Consider the following 24,379-nt stretch of genomic DNA (forward strand, 5'->3'; position numbering starts at 1 on the left):
TTGGGGGTGAAGACGGATCAGACGCGCAAGATGCGCTCGCCGCGGCCGATGCCGCTGGCGCCGGTGCGAACGGTTTCCAGGATCGCCGCGCGGTCGATCGCGTCGATGAAGGCGTCGAGCTTGCCGGCGTCGCCGGTCAGCTCGATGGTGTAGGTCTTCTCGGTCACGTCGATGATGCGGCCGCGGAAGATGTCGGCGGTGCGCTTGATCTCCTCGCGCTCCTTGCCGACGGCACGCACCTTGATGAGCATCAGCTCGCGCTCGGTGTAGTTGCCCTCGGTCAGGTCGACGACCTTGACGACCTCGATGAGGCGATTCAAGTGCTTGGTGATCTGCTCGATGACCTCGTCGGACCCGGTGGTCACGATGGTCATGCGCGACAGCGAGGCATCCTCGGTCGGCGCGACCGTGAGGCTCTCGATGTTGTAGCCGCGGGCGGAGAACAGGCCGACGACGCGCGAAAGCGCTCCGGGCTCGTTCTCGATGAGCAAGGCAATGATGTGTTTCATGGGTTTTCGTCCTTCGCGCTCTTCAGCGCCACCGGCGGTAACCGGCGCGCCTTGGCAGCGGGTTCGATTCAGTCAGAGGAGGCCTGCCGGGTCGGCTGTGCCCGCCATCCGCCGCCGGCATCAACGAGGGCGGCAACCCTCGCCAACACCTGCGGCTTCAGCCGGTCACAGGTCTTCCGACCCCAGCAGCATTTCCGAAATGCCCTTGCCCGCCTTGACCATGGGCCAGACGTTCTCGGTCGGATCGGTGCGGATGTCCAGGAACACGGTGCGGTCCTTCAGGCGCATCGCTTCCTTCAGCGCCGGTTCCACATCCGACGGCTTCTCGACCAGGATGCCGACGTGGCCATAGGCCTCAGCCAGCTTCACGAAGTTGGGCAGCGCGTCCATGTAGCTGTGTGAGTAGCGGCCTTCATAGTCGAGCTGCTGCCACTGGCGCACCATGCCGAGATACCGGTTGTTCAGCGAGACGATCTTGACCGGCGTCTTGTACTGGAAGCAGGTCGACAGCTCCTGGATGCACATCTGGATGCTGCCCTCACCCGTGATGCAGAACACATCCGATTCCGGCTTGGCCAGCTTGATGCCCATCGCATACGGCAGGCCCACGCCCATGGTGCCCAGGCCACCGGAGTTGATCCAGCGACGCGGCTCGTCGAACTTGTAGAACTGTGCGGCCCACATCTGGTGCTGGCCAACGTCCGACGTGATGTAGGTGTCGCGCTCGCGGGTCAGCTTCCACAGCGTGTCGACCACCATCTGCGGCTTGATGACCTCGTCCGAGCTCTTGTAAGCCAGGCAGTCGCGGCGGCGCCAGTCGTTGATCTGGCCCCACCAGGCGTTGACGGCGTTCGCATCCGGCTTGGTCTGTGCATCCTTCAGCTGAGCAATCAGCTCCTGCAGCACCTCCTTGACGTCGCCGACGATGGGAATGTCGACGCGCACGCGCTTGGAGATCGACGACGGATCGATGTCCACATGGATGATCTTGCGCTCAACCTGTGCGAAGTGCTTGGGGTTGCCGATGACGCGGTCGTCAAAGCGCGCGCCCACGGCCAGCAGCACGTCGCAGTGCTGCATGGTCATGTTGGCTTCGTAGGTGCCATGCATGCCCAGCATGCCCAGGAAGCGCGGGTCGGTGCCGGGCATGGCGCCCAGGCCCATCAGCGTGTTCGTGCAGGGGAAGCCGAGCAGGTCGACGAGCTGGCGCAGCTCGGCCGTGGCCTCGCCCAGGATGACGCCGCCGCCCGTGTAGATGTAGGGGCGCTTGGCCTGCAGCAGCAACTGCACGGCCTTGCGGATCTGGCCGCTGTGGCCCTTCTTGGCCGGCACGTAGGAACGCATCTCGATGCGCTCGGGGTAGTGGAAGGTCGTGCGGGCCAGCGACACATCCTTGGGGATGTCCACCACCACCGGGCCGGGGCGGCCGGTGCGGGCGATGTGGAAGGCCTTCTTCAGCGTGACGGCCAGGTCGCGCACGTCCTTGACGAGGAAGTTGTGCTTGACGATGGGGCGGGTGATGCCGACCGTGTCGCACTCCTGGAAGGCGTCCAGGCCGATGGCCGGCGTCGGGACCTGCCCGGTGATGATCACCATCGGGATGGAGTCCATGTAGGCGGTGGCGATGCCGGTCACGGCATTCGTCACGCCCGGGCCCGACGTCACCAGCGCCACACCCACCTCGCCGCTCGCCCGGGCAAAACCGTCAGCGGCGTGCACGGCAGCCTGCTCATGACGCACCAGCACGTGCTGGATGCTGTCCTGCTTGTAGAGCGCGTCGTAGATGTAGAGCACCGCGCCACCGGGGTAGCCCCAGAGGTGACGCACCCCTTCGGCCTGCAGGCAGCGAACGAGGATCTCGGAGCCGTTGAGCTCCGCGGTGGAGGAATTGGGGGAGAAGGATTGCGGCTGCGCCAGGGTGGCGCGCTTCGTTTCCGCGGCAGACATGTCCATTTTTTAGAACCTCTGTGAATTTCTCTAACGAAAAACCATTGGTGCCCCTCTTCTCGCCCTCGTGAGGCGGATTCGGAGCCTGCGCGGTCATCAGATGACGCCCCAGTCGGGCGGCCACTGGGAGACCAGACTCATTGTGCGAAGCAGCATTATGCCGACGGAAAAGCGTCGAGCCTTCGTATGAGACGAATGCCATAATCCGCGCCGCTCCTTGCGACGCCTTCAGCCTTGGCCACCGACAAAGAACTCAACGATTTCCTGCGCAACGTGGACCGCCGCGCATTCAAACGCACGGCCTACCTCGTCCGCGACGACGATGCCGCGCTGGACATCGTGCAGGACGCCATGATCAAGCTGGCCGAGAACTACTTCGACCGCCCGGCGGCGGAGTTGCCCCTGCTGTTCCAGCGCATCCTGTCCAACGCCACGATGGACTATTTCCGTCGGCAGAAGACACGCAACGCCGTCATGACCAACATGTCGGAGTTCGAAGGCGGTGGCGCCGACGACGACTTCGACCTGCTGGAAGTGCTGGAAACCCAGGACGGCGCGCTCGGCGCCCTGAGTGCGGCCGATGAGGTCAGCCGCGCACAGATCTTGCAGCGCATTGACGCGGAGGTGCAGGAACTGCCTGCCCGTCAACGCGAAGCCTTCCTGCTGCGTTACTGGGAGGAACTGGATGTTGCCGAGACTGCCGCCGTGATGGGTTGCTCCGAGGGCAGCGTGAAAACGCACTGCTCCCGGGCCGCTCACGCATTGGCGAAAGCGCTCAAGGCCAAGGGGATCACGCTATGAAGTCGCCAAATTTTTCTGCCCCTGCTGACGAACTCGACGCCCGCGTCTCGCGCTTTGGCCGCCAGGTGGCGGCCGGCCTGACCGAGCACAGCGCGGCGTTGCCGCACGACGTGGCCGAACGGCTGCGCTTCGCGCGTGAGCAGGCGCTCGCGCGCGCCGCCCAGGCCCGCGCGGCCCAGGCAGCCAGCGCGCCGGCCGCCGTGGTGATCGCCCAGGCCGAGGCGACGCTGGCACTGGGCGGCGACGGCCGCCATGGCGGCGGCAATGGCGGCACAGGCGGCACAGGCGGCAACGGTTTGTGGGCCAAGCTGGTGTCGGCGTTGCCGCTGATGCTGCTGGTGGCGGGTTTGATGCTGATGCAGCGCAGCCACATGAACGAACAGATCGCTGCCACCGCCGAGGTCGACTCCGAACTGCTCAGCGACAGCCTGCCGCCTGCCGCCTTCAGCGACCCCGGCTTTGCCGAGTTCCTGCGCGATGCCGAAGAATGACCGCATGCGCATGAGCCCAGGCACGCTGACCACCCCCTGCTTCCGGCTGCTCCTGACCCTGCTGCTCGGCGCGGCAGGGTTTTCTGCTTTTGCACAGACGCCGGAAGCGGCTGCTGCGCCGACTGCAGCAGCTTCCGACGCCGCGCCCGCAGCAGCCCGCACGCGCCCGCTGGCCAAGCCGGTGGCGCCGACCGCCTTGAGTACGCCGCCCGCCACCTGGGCGGCGCTGACGCCCAAGCAACAAGCCCTGCTCGCACCGCTGGAGCGCGACTGGGCGGGCATCTCGGACGCGCAGCGCAGCAAGTGGCTGAGCGCCACGCCGACGCTGGCCACCATGTCCGGGGAAGAGATCAAGCGGGTGCACGACCGCATCCGCGACTGGACGGCCATGAGCCCGGCCGACCGGCTGAACGCGCGCATCGGCTTCCAGGTCGCTCGCCAACTGACGGCTGAACAACGCCAGGCACGCTGGGAGGCCTACCAGGCCCTGCCCGCCGAGGAGCGCCAAGCCCTGGCCGACAAAGCACTGGCACGCCGACAGGCGCAGACGGCCGCACGCCCGGCCAAGCCGCTGGCCGCCCAACCGAAGTCCAACATCGTGCCGGCCGCGCCCAAGCTCGTGCCGGCAGTGCCCGTGGCAGCCAGCTTGGTGCAGGCCAAGCCCGGCGCCACGACGGTGTTGATGACCCGCCGGCAAAGCCCGCCCGGCCACCACACAGCGGGGGAGACCAAGGTCGTCGCCGACCCGGCCCTGGTGGACCCGAAGACGCTGCTGCCCCTGTCGCTGAAGGCGCCTGCGGCGTCCGCCCCGCGACCATGACCACGCTGCCGCCCGCCGACGCCACGCCTCCGAGCTTGGCGCGCCGCTTCGCCGCGCTGCTGTACGAAGGCGTGCTGCTGTTCGGCGTGATGTTCTTCGCCTGCTTCGTCTACGTCGTGCTGACGCGCCAGAAGGACGCCCTGTTCGGCCTGCCCGGCTATGTGTTCGCATTCGTGGTGCCGGCCGTCTACTTCGTGACCTTCTGGACCCGCAGCGGGCAGACGCTCGCGCTGAAGACCTGGCATCTGCGCATCGTCGACGGCCACGGCCAGCCGCTGGGCAGGGCCCGCGCGCTGGCGCGCTACGCGCTGGGCTGGCTGTGGGTGCTGCCCGGCCTGAGCCTGTGGCAGTTCGGCGTGCGCGGCTGGGCGCTGGCTGGCGCGTTGCTGGGCTGGATGCTGCTTTACGGTGCGCTGTCGCGCCTGCTGCCGCAGCGGCAATTCCTGCATGACGTGCTCTGCGGTTCGCGCGTCATCACCCAACTTCCGTTGCGCCCATGAGCAACCCGCACAAGGGCCGCACCGGCCTGGATCGCATCCTGCACGCCGCCGGCTATTCCTGGGCCGGGCTCAAGGCGGCCTACACCGGCGAGAGCGCGTTTCGGCAGGAGACCTGGCTGGTCATCGTGGCCACGCCGCTGGCGTTCTGGCTGGGCCACGACTGGGTGCAGGTCTCGCTGCTGCTGGGGTCGCTGCTGCTGGTGCTCATCGTCGAGCTGCTGAATTCGGCCATCGAGGCCGTGGTGGACCGTGTCTCGTTCGAGCTGCACGATCTGTCCAAGCGTTCCAAGGACATTGCGAGCGCCGCCGTGCTGCTGTCGCTGCTGCTGGCCGGCGGCGTCTGGGGTGCTGCGCTCTGGCAGCACCTGCGCTGAGGCAACGCTCAGACGGCGGCTTCGTCCGTCTCGCCGGTGCGGATGCGGATGACCTGCTCCACCGGCACCACGAAGATCTTGCCGTCGCCGATCTTGCCGGTCTTGGCGGCCTTCAGGATGGCGTCGATGCAGCGGTCGACCTCGTCATCCTTCACGACGACCTCGACCTTCACCTTGGGCAGAAAGTCGACGACGTACTCGGCGCCACGGTAGAGCTCGGTGTGGCCCTTCTGGCGGCCAAAGCCCTTGACCTCGGTGACGGTCAGGCCGGACGCGCCGACTTCGGCCAGCGCTTCGCGGACCTCGTCGAGCTTGAAGGGTTTGATGATGGCGGTGATCTGCTTCATGGGGCGAGGCTCCTGGGTTCGTCTGAGGTCGATTTAAGCATGTTCGTCCGGGATGCGATCCAGATCGGCCAGCCAGACGGCCGCCTCTGAATCGCTGGGCGCCCGCCAGTCACCGCGCGGCGACAGCGAGCCGCCGCTGCCGACCTTGGGCGCGTTCGGCACGCAGCTGCGCTTGAACTGGCTGCCCTTGAAGAAGCGCTGCACGAAGATGCGCAGCACGCGCTTGATCTCGGCCAGCGCGTAGCCATCCTGCCAGGCATGCCGCGCCAGGAAGGCGATCTTGGCCGGCGCGTAACCGTGGCGCAGCGTGTAGAACAGGTTGAAGTCCTGCAGCGCATAGGCGCCGACCGTGGCCTCGGTGCTCTGCAGGCTGCCGGGGATGAGCTCGGGGCTGATCTCGGTGTCGAGGATGTCCAGCAGCACCTGCGTGTCCGTGCCGGCGCCCAGCTGATGAGTGTCGGCCACCCAGCGCACCAGGTGCTGGATCAGCGTCTTGGGCACGCTGGCGTTCACGTTGTAGTGCGACATGTGGTCGCCCACGCCGTAGGTGCACCAGCCCAGCGCCAGCTCCGACAGGTCGCCCGTGCCCAGCACCAGGCCGCCGCTCAGGTTGGCCAGGCGGAACAGGTGGTTGGTGCGCTCGCCGGCCTGCACGTTCTCGAAGGTGATGTCGTAGACGGGATGCTCGTCACGGTGCGGATGGCCGATGTCCTGCAACATCTGCAGGCAGCTGGGGCGGATGTCGATCTCGCGCGCCTCGCAGCCCACGGCCGCCATCAGGCGCAGCGCCTGCGCGCGGGTGCGCTCACCGGTGGCGAAACCAGGCATGGTCACGCCGATGATGTTGGTGCGCGGCAGGCCCAGTGCGTCCATCGCGCGGGCGGCCACGAGCAGCGCGTGCGTGGAGTCCAGCCCGCCCGAGATGCCCACCACCAGCTTCTGGATGCCGCTGGACGCCAGGCGCTGCGTCAGGCCCTGGACCTGGATGCTGTAGACCTCCTGACAGCGCTCGTCGCGGCGGCCGTGATCGGCTGGCACATACGGGAAGCGCTCGACGCGACGGCGCAGCGCCAGCGGCTGCTCGCGGTCCAGGCCCAGCGTGAACGCCTGCCGACGAAAGCCCGCCAGCAGCGCTGCATGCAGCCGCACGGACTGGCCGAAGCTGGTCTGTCGCATGCGCTCGCGGGCCAGGCGCTCCAGGTCCACGTCGGCCGTCACCAGCTGCGAGCGGCGCTGGAAGCGCTCGGACTCGGCCAGCAGCTCGCCGTTCTCGCAGACCAGCGCCTGGCCGTCCCAGGCCAGGTCGGTCGTCGACTCGCCTGCGCCGGCCGATGAATAGACGTAAGCCGCCAAGCAACGAGCCGACTGCTGCGACACCAGCTGGCGCCGGTAGCCCGCCTTGCCGACAACGACGTTGGAGGCCGACAGGTTGAGCAGCACGGTCGCGCCGGCCAGCGCGGCGAACGACGACGGCGGGATGGGCGTCCACACGTCCTCGCAGATCTCCACATGCAGGCGCAGCAGCGGCAGGTCATCGGCAGTGAAGATCTGGCGACTACCAAAGGGCACGGCCTGGCCCAGCAGCGTGAGCGTGTCGACCGTTGCCTCCTCGCCCGAGCAGAACTGGCGCGCCTCGTAGAACTCGCCGTAGTTGGGCAGGAAGGTCTTGGGCACCACACCCAGGATGCGGCCGCGCTGCAGCACCACCGCGCAATTGAACAGCCGCTGCTCGACGCGCAGCGGCAGGCCGACCACCGCGACCACGGGCAGATCCGCCGAGGCCGCCAACACCGCCGCGAGCGCCGCCTCGCAGCCGTCCAGCAGCGCGCGCTGGTGGAACAGGTCGTCGCAGGTGTAAGCCGACAGGCCCAGCTCCGGGAAGGCCACGACGGCCGCACCCTCGGCCGCTGCCTGGCGCAGCAGGGTGATGGTCTGCTGGGCGTTGAAGGCCGGGTCGGCCACACGGCACAGCGGCACGCCCACGGCGAGGCGGGCGAAGTCATGGCTGTAGAGATTGTCAAAACGCATGGGCCGCATCCTGCCATCAAGCGGCACACCACGAGAAACCCCGCCAGCCCGCGCTGAATGCCCGGAGGCGATCCAATAGCGGCATGCCGACCTTGCGCGTCCACGACTCCCCCGCCGCCCTGCCCCGCGACGCCTGGAACCAGCTGCTCGACGCCGCACCGCGGCCCACGCCCTTCATGCGCCACGAATACCTGCAGGCGCTGCACGATGCCGGCTCGGCAACGGCCGACACCGGCTGGCAGCCGCTGTTTCTCGGCCTGTGGGACGACGAGCGCCTGCTGGCCGCCTGCCCGGCCTGGCTGAAGACGCACTCCTACGGCGAGTACGTGTTCGACTGGGCCTGGGCCGACGCCTACCATCGCCACGGCCTGCGCTACTACCCCAAGCTGCTGGTGGCCGTGCCCTTCACGCCGGTGCCGGGCAGCCGGCTGCTGGCCGTGGACGACGAGGCCCGTCAGCTGTTAGCACATGGGCTGCGCAACCTGGTCAACGAGACCAAGGCCTCATCGCTGCACGTGCTGTTCGGCGACGAGGCCGACCAGGCCGCACTGGCCGCTGCGGGCTGCGCCGCGCGCAGCGGCGTGCAGTTCCACTGGACGGCCGAGGGTGACACCGACTTCGCCGCCTTCCTCGCGCGGCTGCACCGCGACAAGCGCAAGAAGATCCAGCAGGAACAGCGCCGCGTGCGCGAGGCCGGCGTCGTGTTCGAGGCCCGCGAGGGCACGGCCATCACGGTCGAGGACTGGGACTACTTCTACCGTTGCTACCAGCAGACCTATCGCGAGCACCGCAGCACGCCATACCTCAGCCGCGACTACTTCGCCCGCATGGCCAGCACCATGGCCGAGCACTGGCTGATGTTCACCGCCCTGCGCGCCGGTGAGCGCGTGGCGACCTCGCTGATCGCGCTGGACCCGGCGCGCCGCGCCGCCTTCGGCCGCTACTGGGGCGCCACCGAGCACATCCCCAACCTGCACTTCGACGCCTGCTACTACCAGCCGCTGGCTTGGTGCATCGCGAACGGCTACGCGCGCTTCGAGGGCGGCGCGCAGGGCGAGCACAAGATGGCTCGCGGCCTGATGCCCACGCCAACCGCCTCCAGCCACTGGCTGGCCCACCCTGGGTTCGCCGACGCCGTCAGCGACTTCCTGGCCCGCGAGGGCGAAGCCATGACGGGCTATCTGAGCGAACTGAGCGAGCACGCGCCTTACAAGACCGCCTGAGCGACTCGACAAAACAAAAGACGCCGCAGGTGCGGCGTCTTTTGAATCAAGCGCGGGGCCGGATTACTTCTGCTCGGCCTTGGCGTAGTTGGCCATGCCGTCGGTGATTTCCTTCTTCGCGGCCTCGGGGCCTTCCCAGCCCTTGACCTTGACCCACTTGCCCTTCTCCAGGTCCTTGTAGTGCTCGAAGAAGTGCTGGATGGCCGACAGGCGCATCGGGTTCACGTCCTCGATCTTTTCCCAGTGGCTGTACATGGGCAGGATCTTATTGGTGGGCACGGCGAGCAGCTTGGCGTCGCCACCGGCCTCGTCGTCCATCATCAGCACGCCCAGCGGGCGGCAGGTCACGACGACGCCCGGCGTCAGCGCGAACGGCGTGATGACCAGCACGTCCACCGGGTCCCCGTCGTCAGCCAGCGTGCGCGGGATGTAGCCGTAGTTGCACGGGTAGTACATCGGCGTGGTCAGGAAGCGGTCGACGAACAGCGCGCCGGTTTCCTTGTCGACCTCGTACTTGATCGGGTCGGCATTCATCGGGATCTCGATGATGACGTTGAACTCTTCGGGCGCCTTGGCGCCGGGGGACACGTTGTGCAGGCTCATGGTCGTCGTTCTAAGGGGCTGGAAAACCCGCATTCTAGTTTTGCTGGTAAACGCTCCCCTTACAGCGCAAGACCCGCCCTTAAGCTCCGCCGCGCAGGCCCCTCGCAGCCCGCGTGGGTCCACCAGATAACACGCACCTGAGGAGACGAATCGATGTCGACGGAGATGGCGCTGTATTTCGCACTGGCCTGTGGCCTTGCGGCGGTTCTTTATGGGTTCATCCAGCGCAGCTGGATCTTGGGCCAGGACGCGGGCAATGCCCGCATGCAGGAGATCGCGACGGCGATCCAGCAAGGCGCGGCGGCCTACCTGGGCCGGCAGTACCGCACCATCGCCATCGTGGGCGTGGTGCTCGCGATCGCCATCGCGGTGTCGGGCCTGGGGCTGACGACGGCCATCGGCTTCGTCATCGGCGCTGTGCTGTCGGGCATCTGCGGCTTCATCGGCATGAACATCTCGGTGCGCGCCAATGTGCGCACCGCGCAGGCGGCCACCAGGGGCATCGGCCCGGCGCTGGACGTGGCCTTCAAGGGCGGGGCCATCACCGGCATGCTGGTCGTGGGCCTGGGCCTGCTGGGCGTGGGCGGCTTCTACATCGCCATCGGCGGCGGGCATGACAGCACCGCGCTCAAGCCCATGCTGGGACTGGCCTTCGGCTCGTCGCTGATCTCCATCTTTGCGCGCCTGGGCGGCGGCATCTTCACCAAGGGCGCTGACGTCGGTGCCGACCTCGTCGGCAAGGTCGAAGCCGGCATCCCGGAGGACGACCCGCGCAACCCGGCGGTGATTGCCGACAACGTGGGCGACAACGTCGGCGACTGCGCCGGCATGGCCGCCGACTTGTTCGAGACCTACGCCGTCACGCTGATCGCCGCGATGGCGTTGGGCGCGCTGATGGTCACGGGCACATCCGCTGCGGCGGGTGTCATCTACCCATTGGCGCTGGGCGGCGTGTCCATCATCGCGTCCATCATCGGCTGCATGTTCGTCAAGGCCAGCGACGGCATGAAGAACGTGATGCCAGCGCTGTACAAGGGCCTCATCGTGGCCGGCGTGCTGAGCCTGATCGCCTTCTTCTTCGTCACCAGGGCGATGTTCCCCGGCGAGGTGGCGCTCAGCGGCGGCGGCAGCACGACGGCGATGGCGCTGTTCGGCGCCTGCGTCGTCGGCTTGGTGCTGACGGCCGCGATGGTCTGGATCACCGAGTACTACACCGGCACGCAGTACCACCCGGTGCAGCACGTGGCGCAGGCCTCCACCACCGGGCACGGCACCAACGTGATCGCGGGCCTGGGCGTGTCGATGAAGTCCACCGCCTGGCCGGTGCTCTTCGTCTGCGCGGCCATCTACGCGGCCTATGCGCTGGCAGGCCTGTACGGCATTGCCGTCGCGGCCACGTCCATGCTGAGCATGGCCGGCATCATCGTGGCGCTGGACGCCTACGGCCCCATCACCGACAACGCCGGCGGCATCGCCGAGATGGCCGAGCTGCCCGACAGCGTGCGCGACATCACCGACCCGCTGGACGCCGTGGGCAACACCACCAAGGCCGTCACCAAGGGCTATGCCATCGGCTCGGCCGGCCTCGCGGCGCTGGTGCTGTTTGCCGACTACACGCACGCGCTGGAAGCGCGCGGCATGCACGTCGCGTTCGACCTGTCCGACCACAAGGTCATCCTGGGCCTGTTCATCGGCGGGCTGATTCCCTACCTGTTCGGCGCCATGGCCATGGAAGCCGTGGGCCGGGCCGCGGGTGCCGTCGTCGTGGAAGTGCGCAAGCAGTTCGCCGACGGCGCCATCATGGCCGGCAAGCGCAAGCCCGACTACAGCGCCGCTGTCGACATGCTGACCACGGCCGCCATCAAGGAAATGATCGTGCCCTCGCTGCTGCCGGTGGCCGCGCCCATCATCGTGGGCCTGGTGCTGGGCCCGGCGGCGCTGGGCGGGCTGCTGATGGGCACCATCGTGACCGGCCTGTTCGTTGGCATCTCCATGTGCACCGGCGGCGGCGCGTGGGACAACGCCAAGAAGCTCATCGAGGAGGGCTTCACCGATGCGTCCGGCGTGCTGCACAAGAAGGGCGGCGACGCGCACAAGTCCGCCGTCACCGGCGACACGGTGGGCGACCCCTACAAGGACACCGCCGGCCCGGCCGTGAACCCGCTGATCAAGATCATCAACATCGTGGCCCTGCTCATCGTGCCGCTGCTGCCAATGTCGGTGGGCAGCCATGCACCAGCCGCGGCTGCGGCTACCGCCGCGGCACCGGCAGCCAGCCCAGCCACGTTGGCGGCGCCTGCGGCCTCGGCAGCCTCGCAATAGCGCCCCGGCAGGCCCACCCCGAAAAGCCCGCGAATTCACGATTCGCGGGCTTTTTTCGCATCAGGCCCACGGCAAAATTGCACACATGGCGAGCATGGCGATTACGAGGCACGAACTGACGCGGCGACGCGAGCAGTTGCAAGACCTCCAGCGCTACCTGGCCGTGCTGGAGGCTGACCACGACGGCATCCGCGCCAAGCTGATGAGCTTCAGGCTCCGCTACCTGGAGGCATTAGGCCCGCTGATGCGTGAGCTTGATGAACTGGAAGCCGAGCTGCAACGGGCCACCGTGCTGCTGGCCGAGGCGCTGCAGCGCCAGGGCGTCGACGCCCCCATGCCGGCCGCGCCGCGCGCCAAGCCCTGGCCCGACATCCCGGGCCTGCCCGACCCGGTGCCGCTGCCGCCCGAGCCCACCGGCCCCATGACCGACCTGCCGCCGCCCAGCCTGAAGACGCTGTACCGGCGTGCGGCCATGCGCTTTCACCCCGACCTGGCGCCCTCGGGCCCGGAGCGCGAGGTGTGCGAACAACGCATGATGGTGGTCAACGAGGCCTATGCCAGCGGTGACCGCGCCAGGCTCGAGAGCCTGTTGCTGGCGGCGGGTGAGTTGCCCGAGAAGGTGATGGGCGGCCCGGCCGACGCCGTGCGCGCCTGGCTGGGCCTGTGCGAACACATGGTGCAAAGCCGTATCCGCATCGTGCAGGCGCAGACGCTGGTGCTGCAAAACCTGCAGATGCACCAGCTGCGCGTGGCCATCGAGCGGGCCGAAGCAGGCGGCATGAAGCCGCTGGACATCATGGCCAACCGGCTGCGCGCGCAGATCGCGGAACGCCGCCAGGAGCTCTACATCGGCGAGCGGGTGGGCGGCGACGCAAACCTCGCTGTCGACTTCCTGCGCAAGCGCTCGCAGCGCCTGGCCTGAACCACGACTCACTGGTCGCCGTTGGTGACTTCCGGGTCGCTGCTGGGGTAGAGCGTGGCCACGGTGCCCCGCGTCGAGAAGATGAGCACCACGCCCTTGGTCACGATCTGCTCAGACGGCATGGTGATGCTGACCGTGCCCGACTGCGCAGCCGCGAAATTGTGGTCGGTCATCACGGCGCTGTGCCCCAACGTCTTGTAGGTGGCGCCCAGCAGCACCAGCTCCGATCCGGCGGCCTCGGTGATCAGGCAGGCCGCGGTGCCAGGCGGCACGGCCAGCGCATTGGGCGGCACCGGCTGCGTGCACGCCGGATCGCTGAAGTAGCTGCTGGCGGCGAAGGCGCCTGCGGGCTGGGCTTTCACGTAGTAGGTCGTGGTCATGTCGAAGGGCCTCAAGTGAAGGGGCTGCCACCCTAACAGCCGCATACGACGGGCCCGTGCGCTTCAGGGGCCGGAAGCGGCGGTGGCGCGGGCATTTGCCACGGGTATCGCGTCTGCTGCGCTGCCACAGCGGGCCGCTGCGCGCGCGAGCTCGCCCACCAGTGGGTCGTGCGCCACCAGGCTGTGCAGCAGCGCCAGGTCTTGCCGGGCCGCGTCGCAGGCATGCGGGTCGGCAGGCGCGGCTGCCAGCAGGACAGTGTCCAGCCGCGCCAGCGCCCGCGCCAGGCGGAGCTGTCCAGGGCGCGGCCGCAGCGCATCACGCAGCGAGGTGCGCACGGCTTCCAGGGTCGCCAGCGCCGCAGCCCGCCCGTCGGCTGGCGCGGCACGCCACATCAGCAGCGCCCAGCGGGCCCGGTCAGGCAGACGGCGCACGCGCACGGCGTCGCCCGCCTGCGCCAGCTGATCGAGCTGCGCGCCGAGGGCCTGCAGCTGGGGGCGCAGCACCGCCGGCGGCGGTGTGGCCACTTCCAGCGCCAGCAGCTCGGTGACCAGCGCGTCGGTGCGCCACAGCCGGTTGGAAGCATCGCGCGCGACCAGCTCGGCAAACCCTGCCTGCGCCGCCTGCAGCGCCACGCGCGCTTCGGCCGCCTGCCCCTGGGCGGCCAGGGCTTCGCCCAGCCAGCGGCTCAGGATGGCCTCCCGGTTTGCCAGGGATGCGTCACCGGGCTGCGCGCGGCGCAGCGGCTTCAGCATCTCGAGGGCCTCCCGGAACGTCGCCGCAGCCACGTCCGCCTCACCCAGCCACAGCCGGGCCTGGCCCAGCCAACTGAGGCTGCCCGCCATGTCGACAAGCGCCCCGTTGCGCTTGTCGTCAGGCAAGCCGACCAGGGCGCGGCGCTTCAGCCCGACGGACTCGCCGAACGCCCGCGCCGCCTCGGCCACCTGGGCTTCGCTCTCCAGCGCCAGCACGCCCAGGTTGGTCTGCGCGGAGGACAGCTCCAGCATCGCCTCGCGGTCCTGCGGCGCCTGGGCCAGCCAGGCCTCGCTCACCTGTCGATAGGCCTCCCAGTCCTGCCGGGCTGCGCCGAAGTCGCGCTGCAGCTGGTGCACCTGCCCCGCCCAGAACGCCGCTGCGCCCTGGGCCTTGCGCCAGGCTGCGGTCAGCGCGGGCTCGGGTGGGTCGCCGGCCAGCAGCGCCCGCGCGGTCGCCAGGGGCGCCAGTGCCTCGTCCAATTCCCTGCGCGTGACACGCACCTCGCCGATCACCGTCAGCGCCTTCGCGCGGTTCAAGCGCTCGGCCGCATGGCGGGGCTGCTCGGCCGACAAGTGGCCCAGCGCGCGCCCGCCGATGCTGTCCAGCAGCTCCAGCTTGCCGACGGGCCGCAACTTGTCCGCGAAGTCGCCCAGCATGTAGGCCAGCAGCTCATCCGCCTGCTGGCGGCGCTGCTCGGCCTGCTGCTCGGCCGCCTCGGCGCGGCGGGCCTGCAAGGCGCTGACAGTCGTCAGGCCCAGCAGGGCCAGCACGGCGAGCGCGCCGCTCGCCACCCCCAGCCGGTGCCGCCGCACGAAGCGCCGGAACACGTAGAGCCGGCTGTCCGGCCGCGCACTGATGGGCTCGTGCGCCAGCCAGCGGCGCAGGTCGCTGGCCAGCGCCTCAGCGTTCGCGTAGCGGTCAGCGGGCGACTTCTTCAGCGCCTTGGCGACGATAGTGTCCAGGTCGCCGCGCAGTTCGCGCGCCTGGCCGGCGATGGCCTCGTCCGGCTGGCTGGCCGCGACCTCGGACAACCGCCGCGGCACCAGCTCGACGACGGCCTTCAGCCGGTCGAGCTGCGTCTGCGTGTCGTCTGCCGTCGGGTGGCTGCCGCTGAGCAGCAGGTAGAGCAGTACGCCCAGGGCGTAGACGTCCGTGGCCGTCGTCACGTCGGCCTGTTGCACCTGCTCGGGCGCCGCGAACTGCGGCGTGAAGGCGCTGCCAGCACGGCGCGTGAGCTCGGTGGCAGCCGCGCCCTGGCTGGCCTCGGTGGCATCGCCCAGCAGCTTGGCGATGCCGAAGTCCAGCAGCTTCACGTCGCCCGCGGGCGTGACGAGGATGTTGCTGGGCTTGAGGTCGCGATGCAGGATGAGGCGCGCATGGGCATGCGCCACGGCGGCCAGCACGTCCAGGAACAGGCGCACCCGCGCCTGCACGTCGAGCTGCTGCACGCGGCAGTAGACGTCGATGGGCTGGCCATCCACGTACTCCAGCACGAGGTAGGGCTGCTGGCCCTGGTGCAAGCCGGCGTCCAGCAGGCGCGCGATGTGCGGGTGGGACAGGCGGGCGAGGATCTCCCCCTCACGCGCGAAACGGCCGCTGTCGTGCTGGCCCAGCAGGCCAGCCATCAGGAACTTGACGGCCACCCGGCCCTCGAAGCGCCCGTCGGCCCGGCGCGCCAGCCAGACCGTGCCCATGCCGCCCTGCCCCAGCTGGCGCTCCAGCACATAGGGGCCGATGGCCTGGCCAGCAAGGTCAGGCAGCACTGGGGCAGCGGCAGCGCCGGCCAGCCCTGGCTGGAGCAGGTCCACCGCGGGCGCGGCCATGAAGCCCTGCTGCTCCAGGCCGTCGGCGCGGGCCAGCAGATCGCGCAGCGCGGCGGCCGTGTCCGGGTCGCTGGCCTGCAGCGCCTGCAGGCGGGCCGCGCGGTCGGCGGGGTCCAGGTCCAGCAATTCGTCCAGCAGCGGGCTGAGGGCGAGCCAGCGGCCCTTGTCCAGCGGTTTCATGTGTCAGCCCAGGCTCATCGAGAGGAACAGCCGCGCTTTCTGCCAGTCGCGCTGCACGGTGCGCTCGGTGACGCCGAGCGCCTCAGCGATCTCCTGCTCACGCAGGCCGGCGAAGTAGCGCATCTCCACCACCTGAGCGAGGCGGGGCTCCACCTGCGCGAGCTCGTCCAGCGCCTCGTGCACGCGCAGCAGCGTGTCGTCGCCGTGCGGCAGCTGCTCGGCCAACAGCGTGTCCAGCGTCAGGTGTTGCTGGCCGCCGCCCCGGCGTTCGGCCTGGCGGGCGCGCACAAGGTCGATGACGACGGAGCGCATGGCCTGGGCGGCATAGGCGAGGAAATGGCGGCGGTCGGGGAAGTCCTTGCCATCGCCCCCGGCCAGGCGCAACCACGCTTCATGCACCAGAGCGGTCGTGTCCAGCAGTGTCATGTGCCCGGCCTGGCGCACGTGACGGCGCGCAAGCCGCTGCAGGTCGGTGTACAGCTGGGCCACCACGGCGTCGGCGGCGGAACGATCGCCCTGGTGGGCAGCCTGCAGCAACAGGGTGATGTCTTGCACGGCACGGACTCTAACGGCGGATGGCCGCCGCTCTCCCGCACAAGACCCCGCCGCAGCCATGCATAGAAAACTTTTTTGCGAACGATGTCGGGTTTCGGCGCCACGCCCCGTTTGTCACGGGGAGAGTTGGTGGCGATCGAGGCCAGGGAGGCGGCAACAGCCGGGGCCGGGTTGCCACCGACGCTCACCCGACACCGCGTGCTGGCCGGCAGCGCGCGCAGCCAGCCTCCATCACGACAGCACCATGTCTCCAGCGCCCCTGATCACCACCGCTTCTAGCTCTGCGCCGCGCACGAGCGCCACGTCGCGGCTGCCGTTGGCCGAGTCCACGGCCGCGTTCGGCCTGCGCGTGTCACGTCAGTTTGCACAGTGCCGCCGCGAGAACGGCCAGCTGGCGCTGCTGTGGATCGAGGCGGACGCCCCCCCGGCAGCCGGTGCCGAACCCGGCACTGCCGAGCACGACGCGCTGATCCAGACGGTGAGCCTGCGGCTGCGCAACCGCGTGCGCGGCACCGACGAGGTGGTCTACATGGGCGGCTCGGCGTTTGCCGTGCTGCTGCTGGCAGCCGGCGCTGCCGAGGCGCGGCTGGTGGAGCAACGCCTGACGCAGGCGCTGCGCGGCACCTACTGTGTGGAGAGCCGCCTCATCCAGCTCGGCGTGCGCGTAGGCACCGCGCTGTTCCCGCAGACGGGCCGCAACGGCTGCGATCTGGCCGAAGCAGCCCGCCACAACCTCGGCACGCCCGTCTGAGCCTCAGCCTTGACGGCGGGGGCTCAGACCTCCAGCCACTCCTTGCGGATGTAGGCATTGCTGCGCAGCTCGGCCGGCGTGCCCTCAAACACGATGCGGCCGTGGCCCATCACGTAGCAGCGCTCGGAGATCTCCAGCGCGATGGCCAGTTTCTGCTCCACCAGCAGCACCGCAATGCCGCGGTTCTTCAGCTCCTTCAGGTACTCCGCCACCAGCTCGACGATCTTGGGCGCCAGGCCCTCGGTGGGCTCGTCGATCATGATGAGGTCGGGGTCGCCCATAAGCGTGCGGCACAGCGTGAGCATCTGCTGCTCGCCGCCGGACAGCACGCCGGCCTCGGTGTGCTGGCGCTCCTTGAGCCGCGGGAACATGCGGTACATGTCGTCGAAGCTCCAGCGCGGCGACTTCTTGCCCGACTTCTCGCCCAGCATGAGGTTCTGGTGCACGGTGAGCTTGGGGAAGATGTCGCGGTTCTCGGGCACGTAGCCGATGCCGCGGTGTGCGATCTCGTAGGCCTCGCGACCCACCAGCTCCTCGTCGCCCCACCGCACCGAGCCCTTGGCGTCGACCTGGCCCATGATGGTCTTGACCATCGTGGAGCGGCCCGCACCGTTGCGGCCCAGCAGGCTGACGATCTCGCCCGGGTTCACCTGCAGGCTGACGCCGTGCAGCACATGGCTCTTGCCATAGAAGGCGTGGACGTTGTCCAGCTTGAGGATGCGCCCGCTCATTGATTCCCCTCATCCTGCGAAAACGCCCGGCGCGCCGCACTCATGCTGTGGCTCCCGCGGCCTGCTGTTCGGCCAGCACCGATCCCAGATAGGCCTCCTGCACACGCGCATTCGCGCGCACGGCGTCCGGCGTGTCGAAGGCGATGACCTCGCCATAGACCAGCACGGCGATCTTGTCGGCCAGGCCGAAGACGACGCCCATGTCGTGCTCCACGGTCAGCAGCGTCTTGCCGACGGTCACTTCCCGGATGAGCTGGATGAAGCGCTTGGTCTCGCTCTTGCTCATGCCGGCGGTGGGCTCGTCCAGCAGGATGACGCTGGAGCCACCGGCGATGGTGATGCCGATCTCCAGCGCCCGCGCCTCGGCGTAGGTGAGGTTCATGGCCAGCACGTCGCGGCGCTTGTCGAGCTTGATCATCTCCAGGATCTGCTCGGCACGGTCGTTGGCATCGTCCAGATCGGCGAGGAACTTCCAGAACGCATAGCGGTGGCCCAGGCTCCACAGCACGGCGCAGCGGATGTTCTCGAACACCGACAGCCGCGTGAAGAGGTTGGACACCTGGAAGCTGCGCGACAGGCCCTGGCGGTTGATCTCGTAGGGCTTGCGGCCGTCGATGCGCGAGCCATGCAGATGGATCTCGCCGGACGTCGGCGCAAAGCGGCCGCTGATGAGGTTGAACAGCGTGCTCTTGCCGGCGCCGTTGGGGCCGATGATGGCGACGCGCTCGCCGGCCTGCACGGCCAGGTTGGCGCCACGGATGATCTCGCTCTTGCCGAAACTCTTGCGCACATCGCGCAGTTCGAGGGCGTAACTGCTCACAGCGCTTCCCTCCGCTTGATTTCTTTCTCGATGTCTTCCTGGATGGCGCCCCACTGCTGCACGTAGTGGCGGCGCGCCAGCTCGAACAGGCCGACGCCCACGACGATCATGAAGCCGGCACCGAACCAGGCGTCCACGCCCGAGCTGTTGAGCGTGGCGCCCATGAAGCGCAGCTCAGGCCCCAGCGCCTCGTTGAGCTGGCGGTGATAGAGCATCTCGATCATGGCCGCCGCGCCCACCAGCGCGGCCAGCGCCGCGCCGCCCAGGGCCAGGTAGGACGTCCAGATCTTGCCCAGCTTGCCGAAGGCCGCAACGCGCAGGTTCATCAGGATGAGGCTGGCGACGCCGCCGGGCGCGTACATGACCATGAACAGGAACACCAGGCCCAGGTACAGCAGCCAGGCCTTGGTCAGCTCGGCCAGCATGACGCCGCAGAACACCATCAACACCGCGCCGATGATGGGCCCGAAGAAGAACATCGCGCCGCCCAGGAAGGTGAACAGCAGGTAGGCGCCAGAGCGCGCCGCATGCAGCACGTCGCCGCCGTTGACGATCTCGGTGTTGATGGCGCCCAAGCCGCCCGCGATGCCGGCGAAGAAGCCCGACAGCGTGAACGCGAGGAAGCGCACCCAGTGCGTGTCGTAGCCGATGAACTCCACACGCTCAGGGTTGTCGCGCACGGCGTTCAGCATGCGCCCCAGCGGCGTGCGCGTCAGCGCGAACATCAGCGCCGTGCAGACGAAGCAGTAGACGGCCACGAGGTAGTAGACCTGGATCTGCGGGCCGAACGTGATGCCCATGACCGGCTGGCCGACGACGCGGTTGCTGGACACACCACCCTCGCCGCCAGAGAACTCCGGCAGCATCAGCGCCAGCGCGAACACCAGCTCGCCGATGCCCAGCGTGATCATCGCGAACGGCGTGCCCGCCTTCTTCGTCGACACGTAGCCGAGGAACACCGCGCACAGCAGGCCGGCCAGGCCGCCCACCAGCGGGATCAGGCTGACCGGGATGCCCAGCGTGCCCGCACCCGCCATGTTCAGCGCATGGATGGTCAGGAAAGCGCCCATGCCGCTGTACACCGCATGGCCGAAGCTCAGCATGCCGCCCTGCCCGAGCAGCATGTTGTAGGCCAGGCAGGCAATGATGCCGATGCCCATCTGCGTGAGCATGGTCTGCGCGAGGCCGCTGGTCCAGATCTTGGGCGCAACCAACAGGATCAGTGCGAAGAAGCCCCAGACGATCCAGCGACCGACGTTGAGCGGCTTGAAATGAAATTCTTTGGGCTTGCTCATCAATCCTCCCGCGTGCCCAACAGACCCTTGGGCCGGAAGATCAGGATCAACACCATCAGCAGGTAGGGCAGGATGGGCGCGACCTCGGCCATCGTCAGCCGCAGCAGCGGGTAGCCCGGCGTGGCCTGCGTGACGGTGAAGCCCAGCGACGTCATCAGCGTCGCCAGCGAGCCGTTGACCGTCAGCGGCAGCGTCTGCAGCAGGCCCACGACGATGGAGCCAACGAACGCGCCGGCCAGCGAGCCGATGCCGCCCACGACGACAACGACAAAGATGATGGCGCCAATGAAGGCAGCCATATTGGGCTCGGTCACAAAGGTGATGCCGCCCACCACACCGGCCAGGCCGGCCAGCGCACAGCCACTGCCGAACACCAGCATCAGCACACGCGGCACGTTGTGGCCCAGGGCCTCCACCATCTCGGGGTGCGTGAGGGACGCCTGGATCACCAGACCCACCCGGGTGCGCGTCAGCAGCAGCCACAACGCCAGCAGCATCAGCAGCGCCACGGCCATCATGAACACCTTGGTCAGCGGGAAGTTGGAACAGGACACCGCAGCCGCGCAGACGTCCGGCCCGGCCTTGCCCAGCACCAGGGACATGCCCTGCGACGCATGCGACACGATGGTGAACGCCGAGCCCTGCAGCTCCGGCGGCGGCGTGAACGGCACGGCCGTGCGGCCCCACACCAGCTGCACCAGTTCCAAGATGACGTAGGACAGGCCGAAGGTGATGAGCAGTTCCGGCACATGGCCGAACTTGTGCACGCGCCGCAGCGCCAGCCGCTCGAAGCCCGCGCCCATCACGCCCACGGCCAGCGGCGCCAGCAGCAGCGCCGGCCAGAAGCCCAGCACACCCACCAGCGAGTAGGCCACGTAGGCGCCCACCATGTAGAAGCTGGCATGCGCGAAGTTCAGCACGCCCATCATGCTGAAGATCAGCGTGAGGCCCGAGCTGAGCATGAACAGCAGCAGCCCGGAGGACAGGCCGTTCAGCAGATTGATGAAGACTTGATCCAAAACTGCCCCTTCAGAAACCACGCTCCCAGCTGAGCTGGGTTGCGTCGCGAGCGGGCCGAGGCCGAGTTCGGGACGCGCAGCCGTACACGCGTACGGCGAGCATCACGAGCCCGAGATCGGCCCGCGCAGCAGCAAGACGGCTTAGCCGGGCCGCTTCATTTGGCAGGACGTGGGGGTCGACGACACATACGAGTCGTACTGCTTCACCGGCGCCAGCGTCATGCCCGTCTTCTCGGGGCTGTACGGGAACTTGGCATCGGCCTTCTGCCAGACCGAGATGAACAGCGGCTGCTGCAGTTGGTGGTCGGTCTTTCGCATGGTCACATCGCCATTGAAGCCCTTGACCGTCAGACCTTCCAGCGCCGCGGCCACCTTCACCGGGTCGGTGGACTTGGCGTTGGCCATGGCCTGGCTCAGCATCGTGTAGATGTTGTGGATGCTGAGGGTGTACATGTCGTCGTTGAAACGCTTGTTGTACTCCTCGGCATCCTTCTGCACCTGGCCGCCCATGTTGTAGTGGCTGTAGGCGACCTGGAACACACGGCCCGCACCACCTGTGCCCAGCGCCGTCGGCGTGCCGGTCACGCCGGTGTAGTAGGTGAAGAACTTGCCGTTGTAGCCCGCCTCGTTGGCGGCCTTGACCAGCAGCGCCAGGTCGGAGCCCCAGTTGCCGGTGATGACGGTGTCGGCGCCGCTGGCCTTGATCTTGGCGACGTAGGGTGCGAAGTCACGCACGGAGGCCAGCGGGTGCAGGTCCTCGCCGACGACCTGGATGTCCGGGCGCTTGCGGGCCAGCGTCTCCTTGGCGTACTTGGCGACCTGGTGGCCATGCGCGTAGTTCTGGTTCAGCAGGAAGACCTTCTTCACGTCGGCCTGGTCCTTGATGAAGGACGACATGGCTTCCATCTTCATCGACGTGTCGGCGTCAAAGCGGAAGTGCCAGTAGCTGCACTTGCTGTTGGTGAGGTCGGGGTCCACGGCCGAGTAGTTCAGGTAGACGATTTCCTTGCCGGGGTTGCGCTCGTTGTGCTTGGTGACCGCATCGCTCAGCGCCAGCGCGACGCTGGAGCCGTTGCCCTGCATGATGTAGCGGATGCCCTGGTCGGCGGCAGCCTTCAACAGGTTCAGCGACTCAGCGGGGCTGAGTTTGTTGTCGAAGGTGACGACCTCGAACTTCACGCCGGCCGGATTGCTCTTGTTGAACTTCTCGCCGAGGAACTGGAAGGTCTTGACCTGGTTCTGCCCCACGGGGCCCATCAGGCCGGAGAGCGCGTCGATATAGGCCAGCTTGACCGTCTCGCCCTTCTGGGCATGGGCGGCACCGGCCGCGAGCACGAGGGCGGCAGCTGCCGTGAGTGCGCGCACGGGAAAGCGGACCGAGGTGATGTCCAACATGCTTGTCTCCTTTGTTGTGGATGGGAACGGGAATCGGGACGCCCAGCGACAGCGGATCACGCCGTCGGCAGGCGGTGGTCCTTGAGCTGATCGCGCAGCTTCAACTTCTGGATCTTGCCGGTGGCGGTGTGCGGGATCTCGCTGACGAAGACAACATCGTCCGGCACCTGCCACTTGGCGATGCGACCGTCGTAGAAGGCCAGCAGTTCCTCGCGCGTGACGGTGGCATCGGGCTTCTTCACCACCACCAGCAGCGGGCGCTCATCCCACTTCGGGTGGCGCGCCGCGATGACTGCCGCCTCGAACACGGCCGGGTGGGCCATGGCGATGTTTTCCAGGTCGATGGACGAGATCCATTCGCCGCCGGACTTGATGACGTCCTTGCTGCGGTCGGTGATCTGCATGAAGCCGTCGGCATCGATGGTGGCCACGTCGCCGGTCGGGAACCAGCCTGGCTCGCCGTCCACGCTGACCAGCGGCGACGCATCGTTCTTGAAGTACTGGCTGATGACCCAGTGGCCGCGCACGACGAGGTTGCCTGCTGATGCGCCGTCCCACGGCAGCGAGCGGCCGTCGTCGTCAATGATGGCCATGTCCACGCCGTAGATGACGCGGCCCTGTTTCTCCAGCAGGCGCTGCTGCGCGTCGGCGGGCAGCCCCAGCTGACGCGTCGTCAGCTTGGACAGCGTGCCCAGCGGCGACATCTCCGTCATGCCCCAGGCGTGGATGACCTCGATGCCGAAGTCGTCCTGCAGCGACTTCATCATCGCGGGCGGGCAGGCCGCGCCACCGATGACGGTGCGCTTGAAGCTGGAGAACTTCAGGCCATTGGCCTTCACATAGTTCAACAAGCCCAGCCACACGGTCGGCACGCCGGCCGAGAACGTGACCTGCTCGCCCTCGAAGAGCTCGTACAGGCTCTTGCCGTCGAGGTGCGGGCCGGGAAACACCAGCTTGAAGCCCACCAGCGCCGCGCTGTACGGCAGGCCCCATGCGTTGACATGGAACATCGGCACAACGGGCAGGATGACGTCACGGCTGGAGCAGTCCATCGCGTCCGGCAGCGCCGACGCGTAGGCGTGCAGCACGGTGGAGCGGTGGCTGTAGACGGCGCCCTTGGGGTTGCCCGTGGTGCCGGACGTGTAGCAGATGCTGGAGGCGGTGTTCTCGTCCAGTGCTGGCCAGGTGTAGTCGCCGCTCTCGGCCGCCAGCAGCTCGTCGAAGCACAGCAGGTTGGGAATGGCGCTGGCCGCCGGCATGTGGGCGCGCGACGTCATCAACACGAAATGCTGCACCGTCTTCAGCAGCGGCGCGATCTTTTCGATCAGCGGCAGGAAGGTCGCGTCGAAGCACAGCACGCGGTCCTCGGCGTCGCTGGCGATCCAGACGATCTGCTCAGGGAAGAGGCGCGGGTTGATGGTGTGGCAGACCAGGCCCGAACCCGAGGTGCCGAAATAGATTTCGAGGTGGCGGTGGCCATTCCAGGCCAGCGTGCCGATGCGGTCGCCGGGCTGGCAACCCAGCCGCGAGAAGGCCTGCGCGGCCTGGCGCGAACGCAGCGCCACCTCGCGCCAATTGCTGCGGTGCAGGTCGCCTTCGACCCGCTTGCTGACGATCTCGGTTTCGCCCGCATGCCGCTCGGCGTGCTTGAGCAACGACGAGATCAGCAGCGGGTCCGACATCATGCGGCCCATCAATGCCATGGTTGTCTCCTGGCCATCTTGTCGGTTCAGTCTAGCGTCGCGCGAGAGCCCCTAAACGTCACAACCGCGACCCTCAGCCCCCGGGG

At 68.1% G+C, this 24,379-nt stretch carries 23 protein-coding genes; 9 read left to right on the top strand and 14 right to left on the bottom strand.

Annotated elements, in window-relative coordinates; genetic code table 11:
- Window positions 1-17: 17 nt before the first annotated feature.
- Complete coding sequence (gene ilvN / locus NYO99_RS16505) at window positions 18-509, bottom strand: acetolactate synthase small subunit (RefSeq protein WP_268168339.1); 492 nt, start codon at window positions 507-509, stop codon at window positions 18-20.
- Window positions 510-674: 165 nt separating this feature from the next.
- Window positions 675-2,462 carry an acetolactate synthase 3 catalytic subunit gene (locus NYO99_RS16510; RefSeq protein WP_268168340.1) on the bottom strand — a complete coding sequence of 596 codons (1,788 nt, stop codon included), beginning with the start codon at window positions 2,460-2,462 and terminating at the stop codon, window positions 675-677.
- A gap of 228 nt (window positions 2,463-2,690) precedes the next feature.
- Between NYO99_RS16510 and NYO99_RS16515 the strand changes: the two genes are divergently transcribed.
- The 5 genes from NYO99_RS16515 to NYO99_RS16535 are packed head-to-tail and all read left to right on the top strand — an operon-like array spanning window position 2,691 to window position 5,442.
- Window positions 2,691-3,257 carry an RNA polymerase sigma factor gene (locus NYO99_RS16515; RefSeq protein WP_268168341.1) on the top strand — a complete coding sequence of 189 codons (567 nt, stop codon included), beginning with the start codon at window positions 2,691-2,693 and terminating at the stop codon, window positions 3,255-3,257.
- Entirely contained in the window at window positions 3,254-3,748 is a 495-nt protein-coding gene (locus NYO99_RS16520) for a DUF3619 family protein (protein ID WP_268168342.1), read from the top strand. Before NYO99_RS16515 ends, NYO99_RS16520 begins: the two co-directional genes overlap by 4 nt.
- Before the next feature lie 4 nt (window positions 3,749-3,752).
- A complete protein-coding gene (locus tag NYO99_RS16525; RefSeq protein ID WP_268168343.1) occupies window positions 3,753-4,568 on the top strand; it encodes a DUF3106 domain-containing protein in 816 nt (271 codons plus the stop codon).
- Window positions 4,565-5,068 (top strand): RDD family protein, encoded by a 504-nt coding sequence (locus NYO99_RS16530; RefSeq protein ID WP_268168344.1) that lies wholly within the window; start codon window positions 4,565-4,567, stop codon window positions 5,066-5,068. The genes NYO99_RS16525 and NYO99_RS16530 overlap by 4 nt, the downstream gene beginning before the upstream one ends.
- The gene (locus NYO99_RS16535; protein WP_268168345.1) at window positions 5,065-5,442 is read left to right on the top strand and encodes a diacylglycerol kinase; all 378 of its coding nucleotides are present in this window, start codon (window positions 5,065-5,067) and stop codon (window positions 5,440-5,442) included. Before NYO99_RS16530 ends, NYO99_RS16535 begins: the two co-directional genes overlap by 4 nt.
- 8 nt (window positions 5,443-5,450) lie before the next feature.
- Here NYO99_RS16535 and NYO99_RS16540 read toward each other — a convergent pair whose 3' ends face one another.
- Window positions 5,451-5,789 (bottom strand): P-II family nitrogen regulator, encoded by a 339-nt coding sequence (locus tag NYO99_RS16540; RefSeq protein ID WP_268151514.1) that lies wholly within the window; start codon window positions 5,787-5,789, stop codon window positions 5,451-5,453.
- A 33-nt stretch (window positions 5,790-5,822) separates the two neighbouring features.
- On the bottom strand, window positions 5,823-7,817 hold the full coding sequence (locus NYO99_RS16545; protein ID WP_268168347.1) for an NAD(+) synthase: 1,995 nt from the start codon (window positions 7,815-7,817) through the stop codon (window positions 5,823-5,825).
- Between the two features lie 83 nt (window positions 7,818-7,900).
- Between NYO99_RS16545 and NYO99_RS16550 the strand changes: the two genes are divergently transcribed.
- The gene (locus NYO99_RS16550) at window positions 7,901-9,040 is read left to right on the top strand and encodes a GNAT family N-acetyltransferase (protein WP_268168348.1); all 1,140 of its coding nucleotides are present in this window, start codon (window positions 7,901-7,903) and stop codon (window positions 9,038-9,040) included.
- 63 nt (window positions 9,041-9,103) lie between these two features.
- Here the strand turns inward: NYO99_RS16550 and ppa are convergent, their stop codons facing one another.
- Window positions 9,104-9,643, bottom strand: coding sequence for an inorganic diphosphatase (gene ppa / locus NYO99_RS16555; RefSeq protein WP_268168349.1), 540 nt, complete (start codon window positions 9,641-9,643; stop codon window positions 9,104-9,106).
- Window positions 9,644-9,796: 153 nt separating this feature from the next.
- Here ppa and NYO99_RS16560 point away from each other — a divergent pair, with 153 nt between their 5' ends.
- Together NYO99_RS16560 and NYO99_RS16565 are read left to right on the top strand one after the other, a co-directional pair.
- Window positions 9,797-11,965, top strand: a complete 2,169-nt coding sequence (locus NYO99_RS16560; protein WP_268168350.1) for a sodium-translocating pyrophosphatase — start codon at window positions 9,797-9,799, stop codon at window positions 11,963-11,965.
- Between the two features lie 136 nt (window positions 11,966-12,101).
- Window positions 12,102-12,887, top strand: a complete 786-nt coding sequence (locus tag NYO99_RS16565) for a J domain-containing protein (protein ID WP_268168351.1) — start codon at window positions 12,102-12,104, stop codon at window positions 12,885-12,887.
- An 8-nt stretch (window positions 12,888-12,895) separates the two neighbouring features.
- Here NYO99_RS16565 and NYO99_RS16570 read toward each other — a convergent pair whose 3' ends face one another.
- The 3 genes from NYO99_RS16570 to NYO99_RS16580 all read right to left on the bottom strand — a co-directional run bounded on the left by NYO99_RS16570 (window position 12,896) and on the right by NYO99_RS16580 (window position 16,579).
- Entirely contained in the window at window positions 12,896-13,267 is a 372-nt protein-coding gene (locus NYO99_RS16570) for a hypothetical protein (RefSeq protein ID WP_268168352.1), read from the bottom strand.
- A gap of 63 nt (window positions 13,268-13,330) precedes the next feature.
- A complete protein-coding gene (locus NYO99_RS16575) occupies window positions 13,331-16,024 on the bottom strand; it encodes a serine/threonine-protein kinase (RefSeq protein ID WP_268168353.1) in 2,694 nt (897 codons plus the stop codon).
- Window positions 16,025-16,027: 3 nt separating this feature from the next.
- The gene (locus NYO99_RS16580; RefSeq protein WP_268168354.1) at window positions 16,028-16,579 is read right to left on the bottom strand and encodes an ECF-type sigma factor; all 552 of its coding nucleotides are present in this window, start codon (window positions 16,577-16,579) and stop codon (window positions 16,028-16,030) included.
- 244 nt (window positions 16,580-16,823) lie between these two features.
- Between NYO99_RS16580 and NYO99_RS16585 the strand changes: the two genes are divergently transcribed.
- Window positions 16,824-17,330, top strand: a complete 507-nt coding sequence (locus NYO99_RS16585; protein ID WP_268168355.1) for a diguanylate cyclase domain-containing protein — start codon at window positions 16,824-16,826, stop codon at window positions 17,328-17,330.
- A gap of 23 nt (window positions 17,331-17,353) precedes the next feature.
- Here the strand turns inward: NYO99_RS16585 and NYO99_RS16590 are convergent, their stop codons facing one another.
- The 6 genes from NYO99_RS16590 to NYO99_RS16615 form a co-directional block, all read right to left on the bottom strand.
- Window positions 17,354-18,061, bottom strand: coding sequence for an ABC transporter ATP-binding protein (locus NYO99_RS16590; protein ID WP_422395511.1), 708 nt, complete (start codon window positions 18,059-18,061; stop codon window positions 17,354-17,356).
- A 40-nt stretch (window positions 18,062-18,101) separates the two neighbouring features.
- On the bottom strand, window positions 18,102-18,881 hold the full coding sequence (locus NYO99_RS16595) for an ABC transporter ATP-binding protein (protein ID WP_268168357.1): 780 nt from the start codon (window positions 18,879-18,881) through the stop codon (window positions 18,102-18,104).
- Window positions 18,878-20,176 carry a branched-chain amino acid ABC transporter permease gene (locus NYO99_RS16600; protein WP_268168358.1) on the bottom strand — a complete coding sequence of 433 codons (1,299 nt, stop codon included), beginning with the start codon at window positions 20,174-20,176 and terminating at the stop codon, window positions 18,878-18,880. Before NYO99_RS16600 ends, NYO99_RS16595 begins: the two co-directional genes overlap by 4 nt.
- Window positions 20,176-21,138 (bottom strand): branched-chain amino acid ABC transporter permease, encoded by a 963-nt coding sequence (locus NYO99_RS16605; protein ID WP_422395515.1) that lies wholly within the window; start codon window positions 21,136-21,138, stop codon window positions 20,176-20,178. The genes NYO99_RS16600 and NYO99_RS16605 overlap by 1 nt, the downstream gene beginning before the upstream one ends.
- Before the next feature lie 198 nt (window positions 21,139-21,336).
- Window positions 21,337-22,590 carry a branched-chain amino acid ABC transporter substrate-binding protein gene (locus tag NYO99_RS16610; RefSeq protein ID WP_268168360.1) on the bottom strand — a complete coding sequence of 418 codons (1,254 nt, stop codon included), beginning with the start codon at window positions 22,588-22,590 and terminating at the stop codon, window positions 21,337-21,339.
- Window positions 22,591-22,646: 56 nt separating this feature from the next.
- Window positions 22,647-24,293, bottom strand: a complete 1,647-nt coding sequence (locus NYO99_RS16615) for a 3-(methylthio)propionyl-CoA ligase (protein WP_268168361.1) — start codon at window positions 24,291-24,293, stop codon at window positions 22,647-22,649.
- Window positions 24,294-24,379 lie beyond the last annotated feature (86 nt).

It is taken from the genome of Roseateles hydrophilus (assembly GCF_026712245.1).
GTDB lineage: Bacteria > Pseudomonadota > Gammaproteobacteria > Burkholderiales > Burkholderiaceae_C > Pelomonas > Pelomonas hydrophilus.

Excerpts from the sequence above, each read along its gene's own strand:
- ilvN (WP_268168339.1), bottom strand. The coding sequence starts at position 509 with ATGAAACACATCATTGCCTTGCTCATCGAGAACGAGCCCGGAGCGCTT.
- NYO99_RS16510 (WP_268168340.1), bottom strand. The coding sequence starts at position 2,462 with ATGGACATGTCTGCCGCGGAAACGAAGCGCGCCACCCTGGCGCAGCCG.
- NYO99_RS16520 (WP_268168342.1), top strand. The coding sequence starts at position 3,254 with ATGAAGTCGCCAAATTTTTCTGCCCCTGCTGACGAACTCGACGCCCGC.
- NYO99_RS16525 (WP_268168343.1), top strand. The coding sequence starts at position 3,753 with ATGCGCATGAGCCCAGGCACGCTGACCACCCCCTGCTTCCGGCTGCTC.
- NYO99_RS16530 (WP_268168344.1), top strand. The coding sequence starts at position 4,565 with ATGACCACGCTGCCGCCCGCCGACGCCACGCCTCCGAGCTTGGCGCGC.
- NYO99_RS16535 (WP_268168345.1), top strand. The coding sequence starts at position 5,065 with ATGAGCAACCCGCACAAGGGCCGCACCGGCCTGGATCGCATCCTGCAC.
- NYO99_RS16540 (WP_268151514.1), bottom strand. The coding sequence starts at position 5,789 with ATGAAGCAGATCACCGCCATCATCAAACCCTTCAAGCTCGACGAGGTC.
- NYO99_RS16545 (WP_268168347.1), bottom strand. The coding sequence starts at position 7,817 with ATGCGTTTTGACAATCTCTACAGCCATGACTTCGCCCGCCTCGCCGTG.
- NYO99_RS16550 (WP_268168348.1), top strand. The coding sequence starts at position 7,901 with ATGCCGACCTTGCGCGTCCACGACTCCCCCGCCGCCCTGCCCCGCGAC.
- ppa (WP_268168349.1), bottom strand. The coding sequence starts at position 9,643 with ATGAGCCTGCACAACGTGTCCCCCGGCGCCAAGGCGCCCGAAGAGTTC.
- NYO99_RS16560 (WP_268168350.1), top strand. The coding sequence starts at position 9,797 with ATGTCGACGGAGATGGCGCTGTATTTCGCACTGGCCTGTGGCCTTGCG.
- NYO99_RS16570 (WP_268168352.1), bottom strand. The coding sequence starts at position 13,267 with ATGACCACGACCTACTACGTGAAAGCCCAGCCCGCAGGCGCCTTCGCC.
- NYO99_RS16575 (WP_268168353.1), bottom strand. The coding sequence starts at position 16,024 with ATGAAACCGCTGGACAAGGGCCGCTGGCTCGCCCTCAGCCCGCTGCTG.
- NYO99_RS16585 (WP_268168355.1), top strand. The coding sequence starts at position 16,824 with ATGTCTCCAGCGCCCCTGATCACCACCGCTTCTAGCTCTGCGCCGCGC.
- NYO99_RS16590 (WP_422395511.1), bottom strand. The coding sequence starts at position 18,061 with ATGAGCGGGCGCATCCTCAAGCTGGACAACGTCCACGCCTTCTATGGC.
- NYO99_RS16600 (WP_268168358.1), bottom strand. The coding sequence starts at position 20,176 with ATGAGCAAGCCCAAAGAATTTCATTTCAAGCCGCTCAACGTCGGTCGC.
- NYO99_RS16605 (WP_422395515.1), bottom strand. The coding sequence starts at position 21,138 with ATGCTCAGCTCGGGCCTCACGCTGATCTTCAGCATGATGGGCGTGCTG.
- NYO99_RS16610 (WP_268168360.1), bottom strand. The coding sequence starts at position 22,590 with ATGTTGGACATCACCTCGGTCCGCTTTCCCGTGCGCGCACTCACGGCA.
- NYO99_RS16615 (WP_268168361.1), bottom strand. The coding sequence starts at position 24,293 with ATGGCATTGATGGGCCGCATGATGTCGGACCCGCTGCTGATCTCGTCG.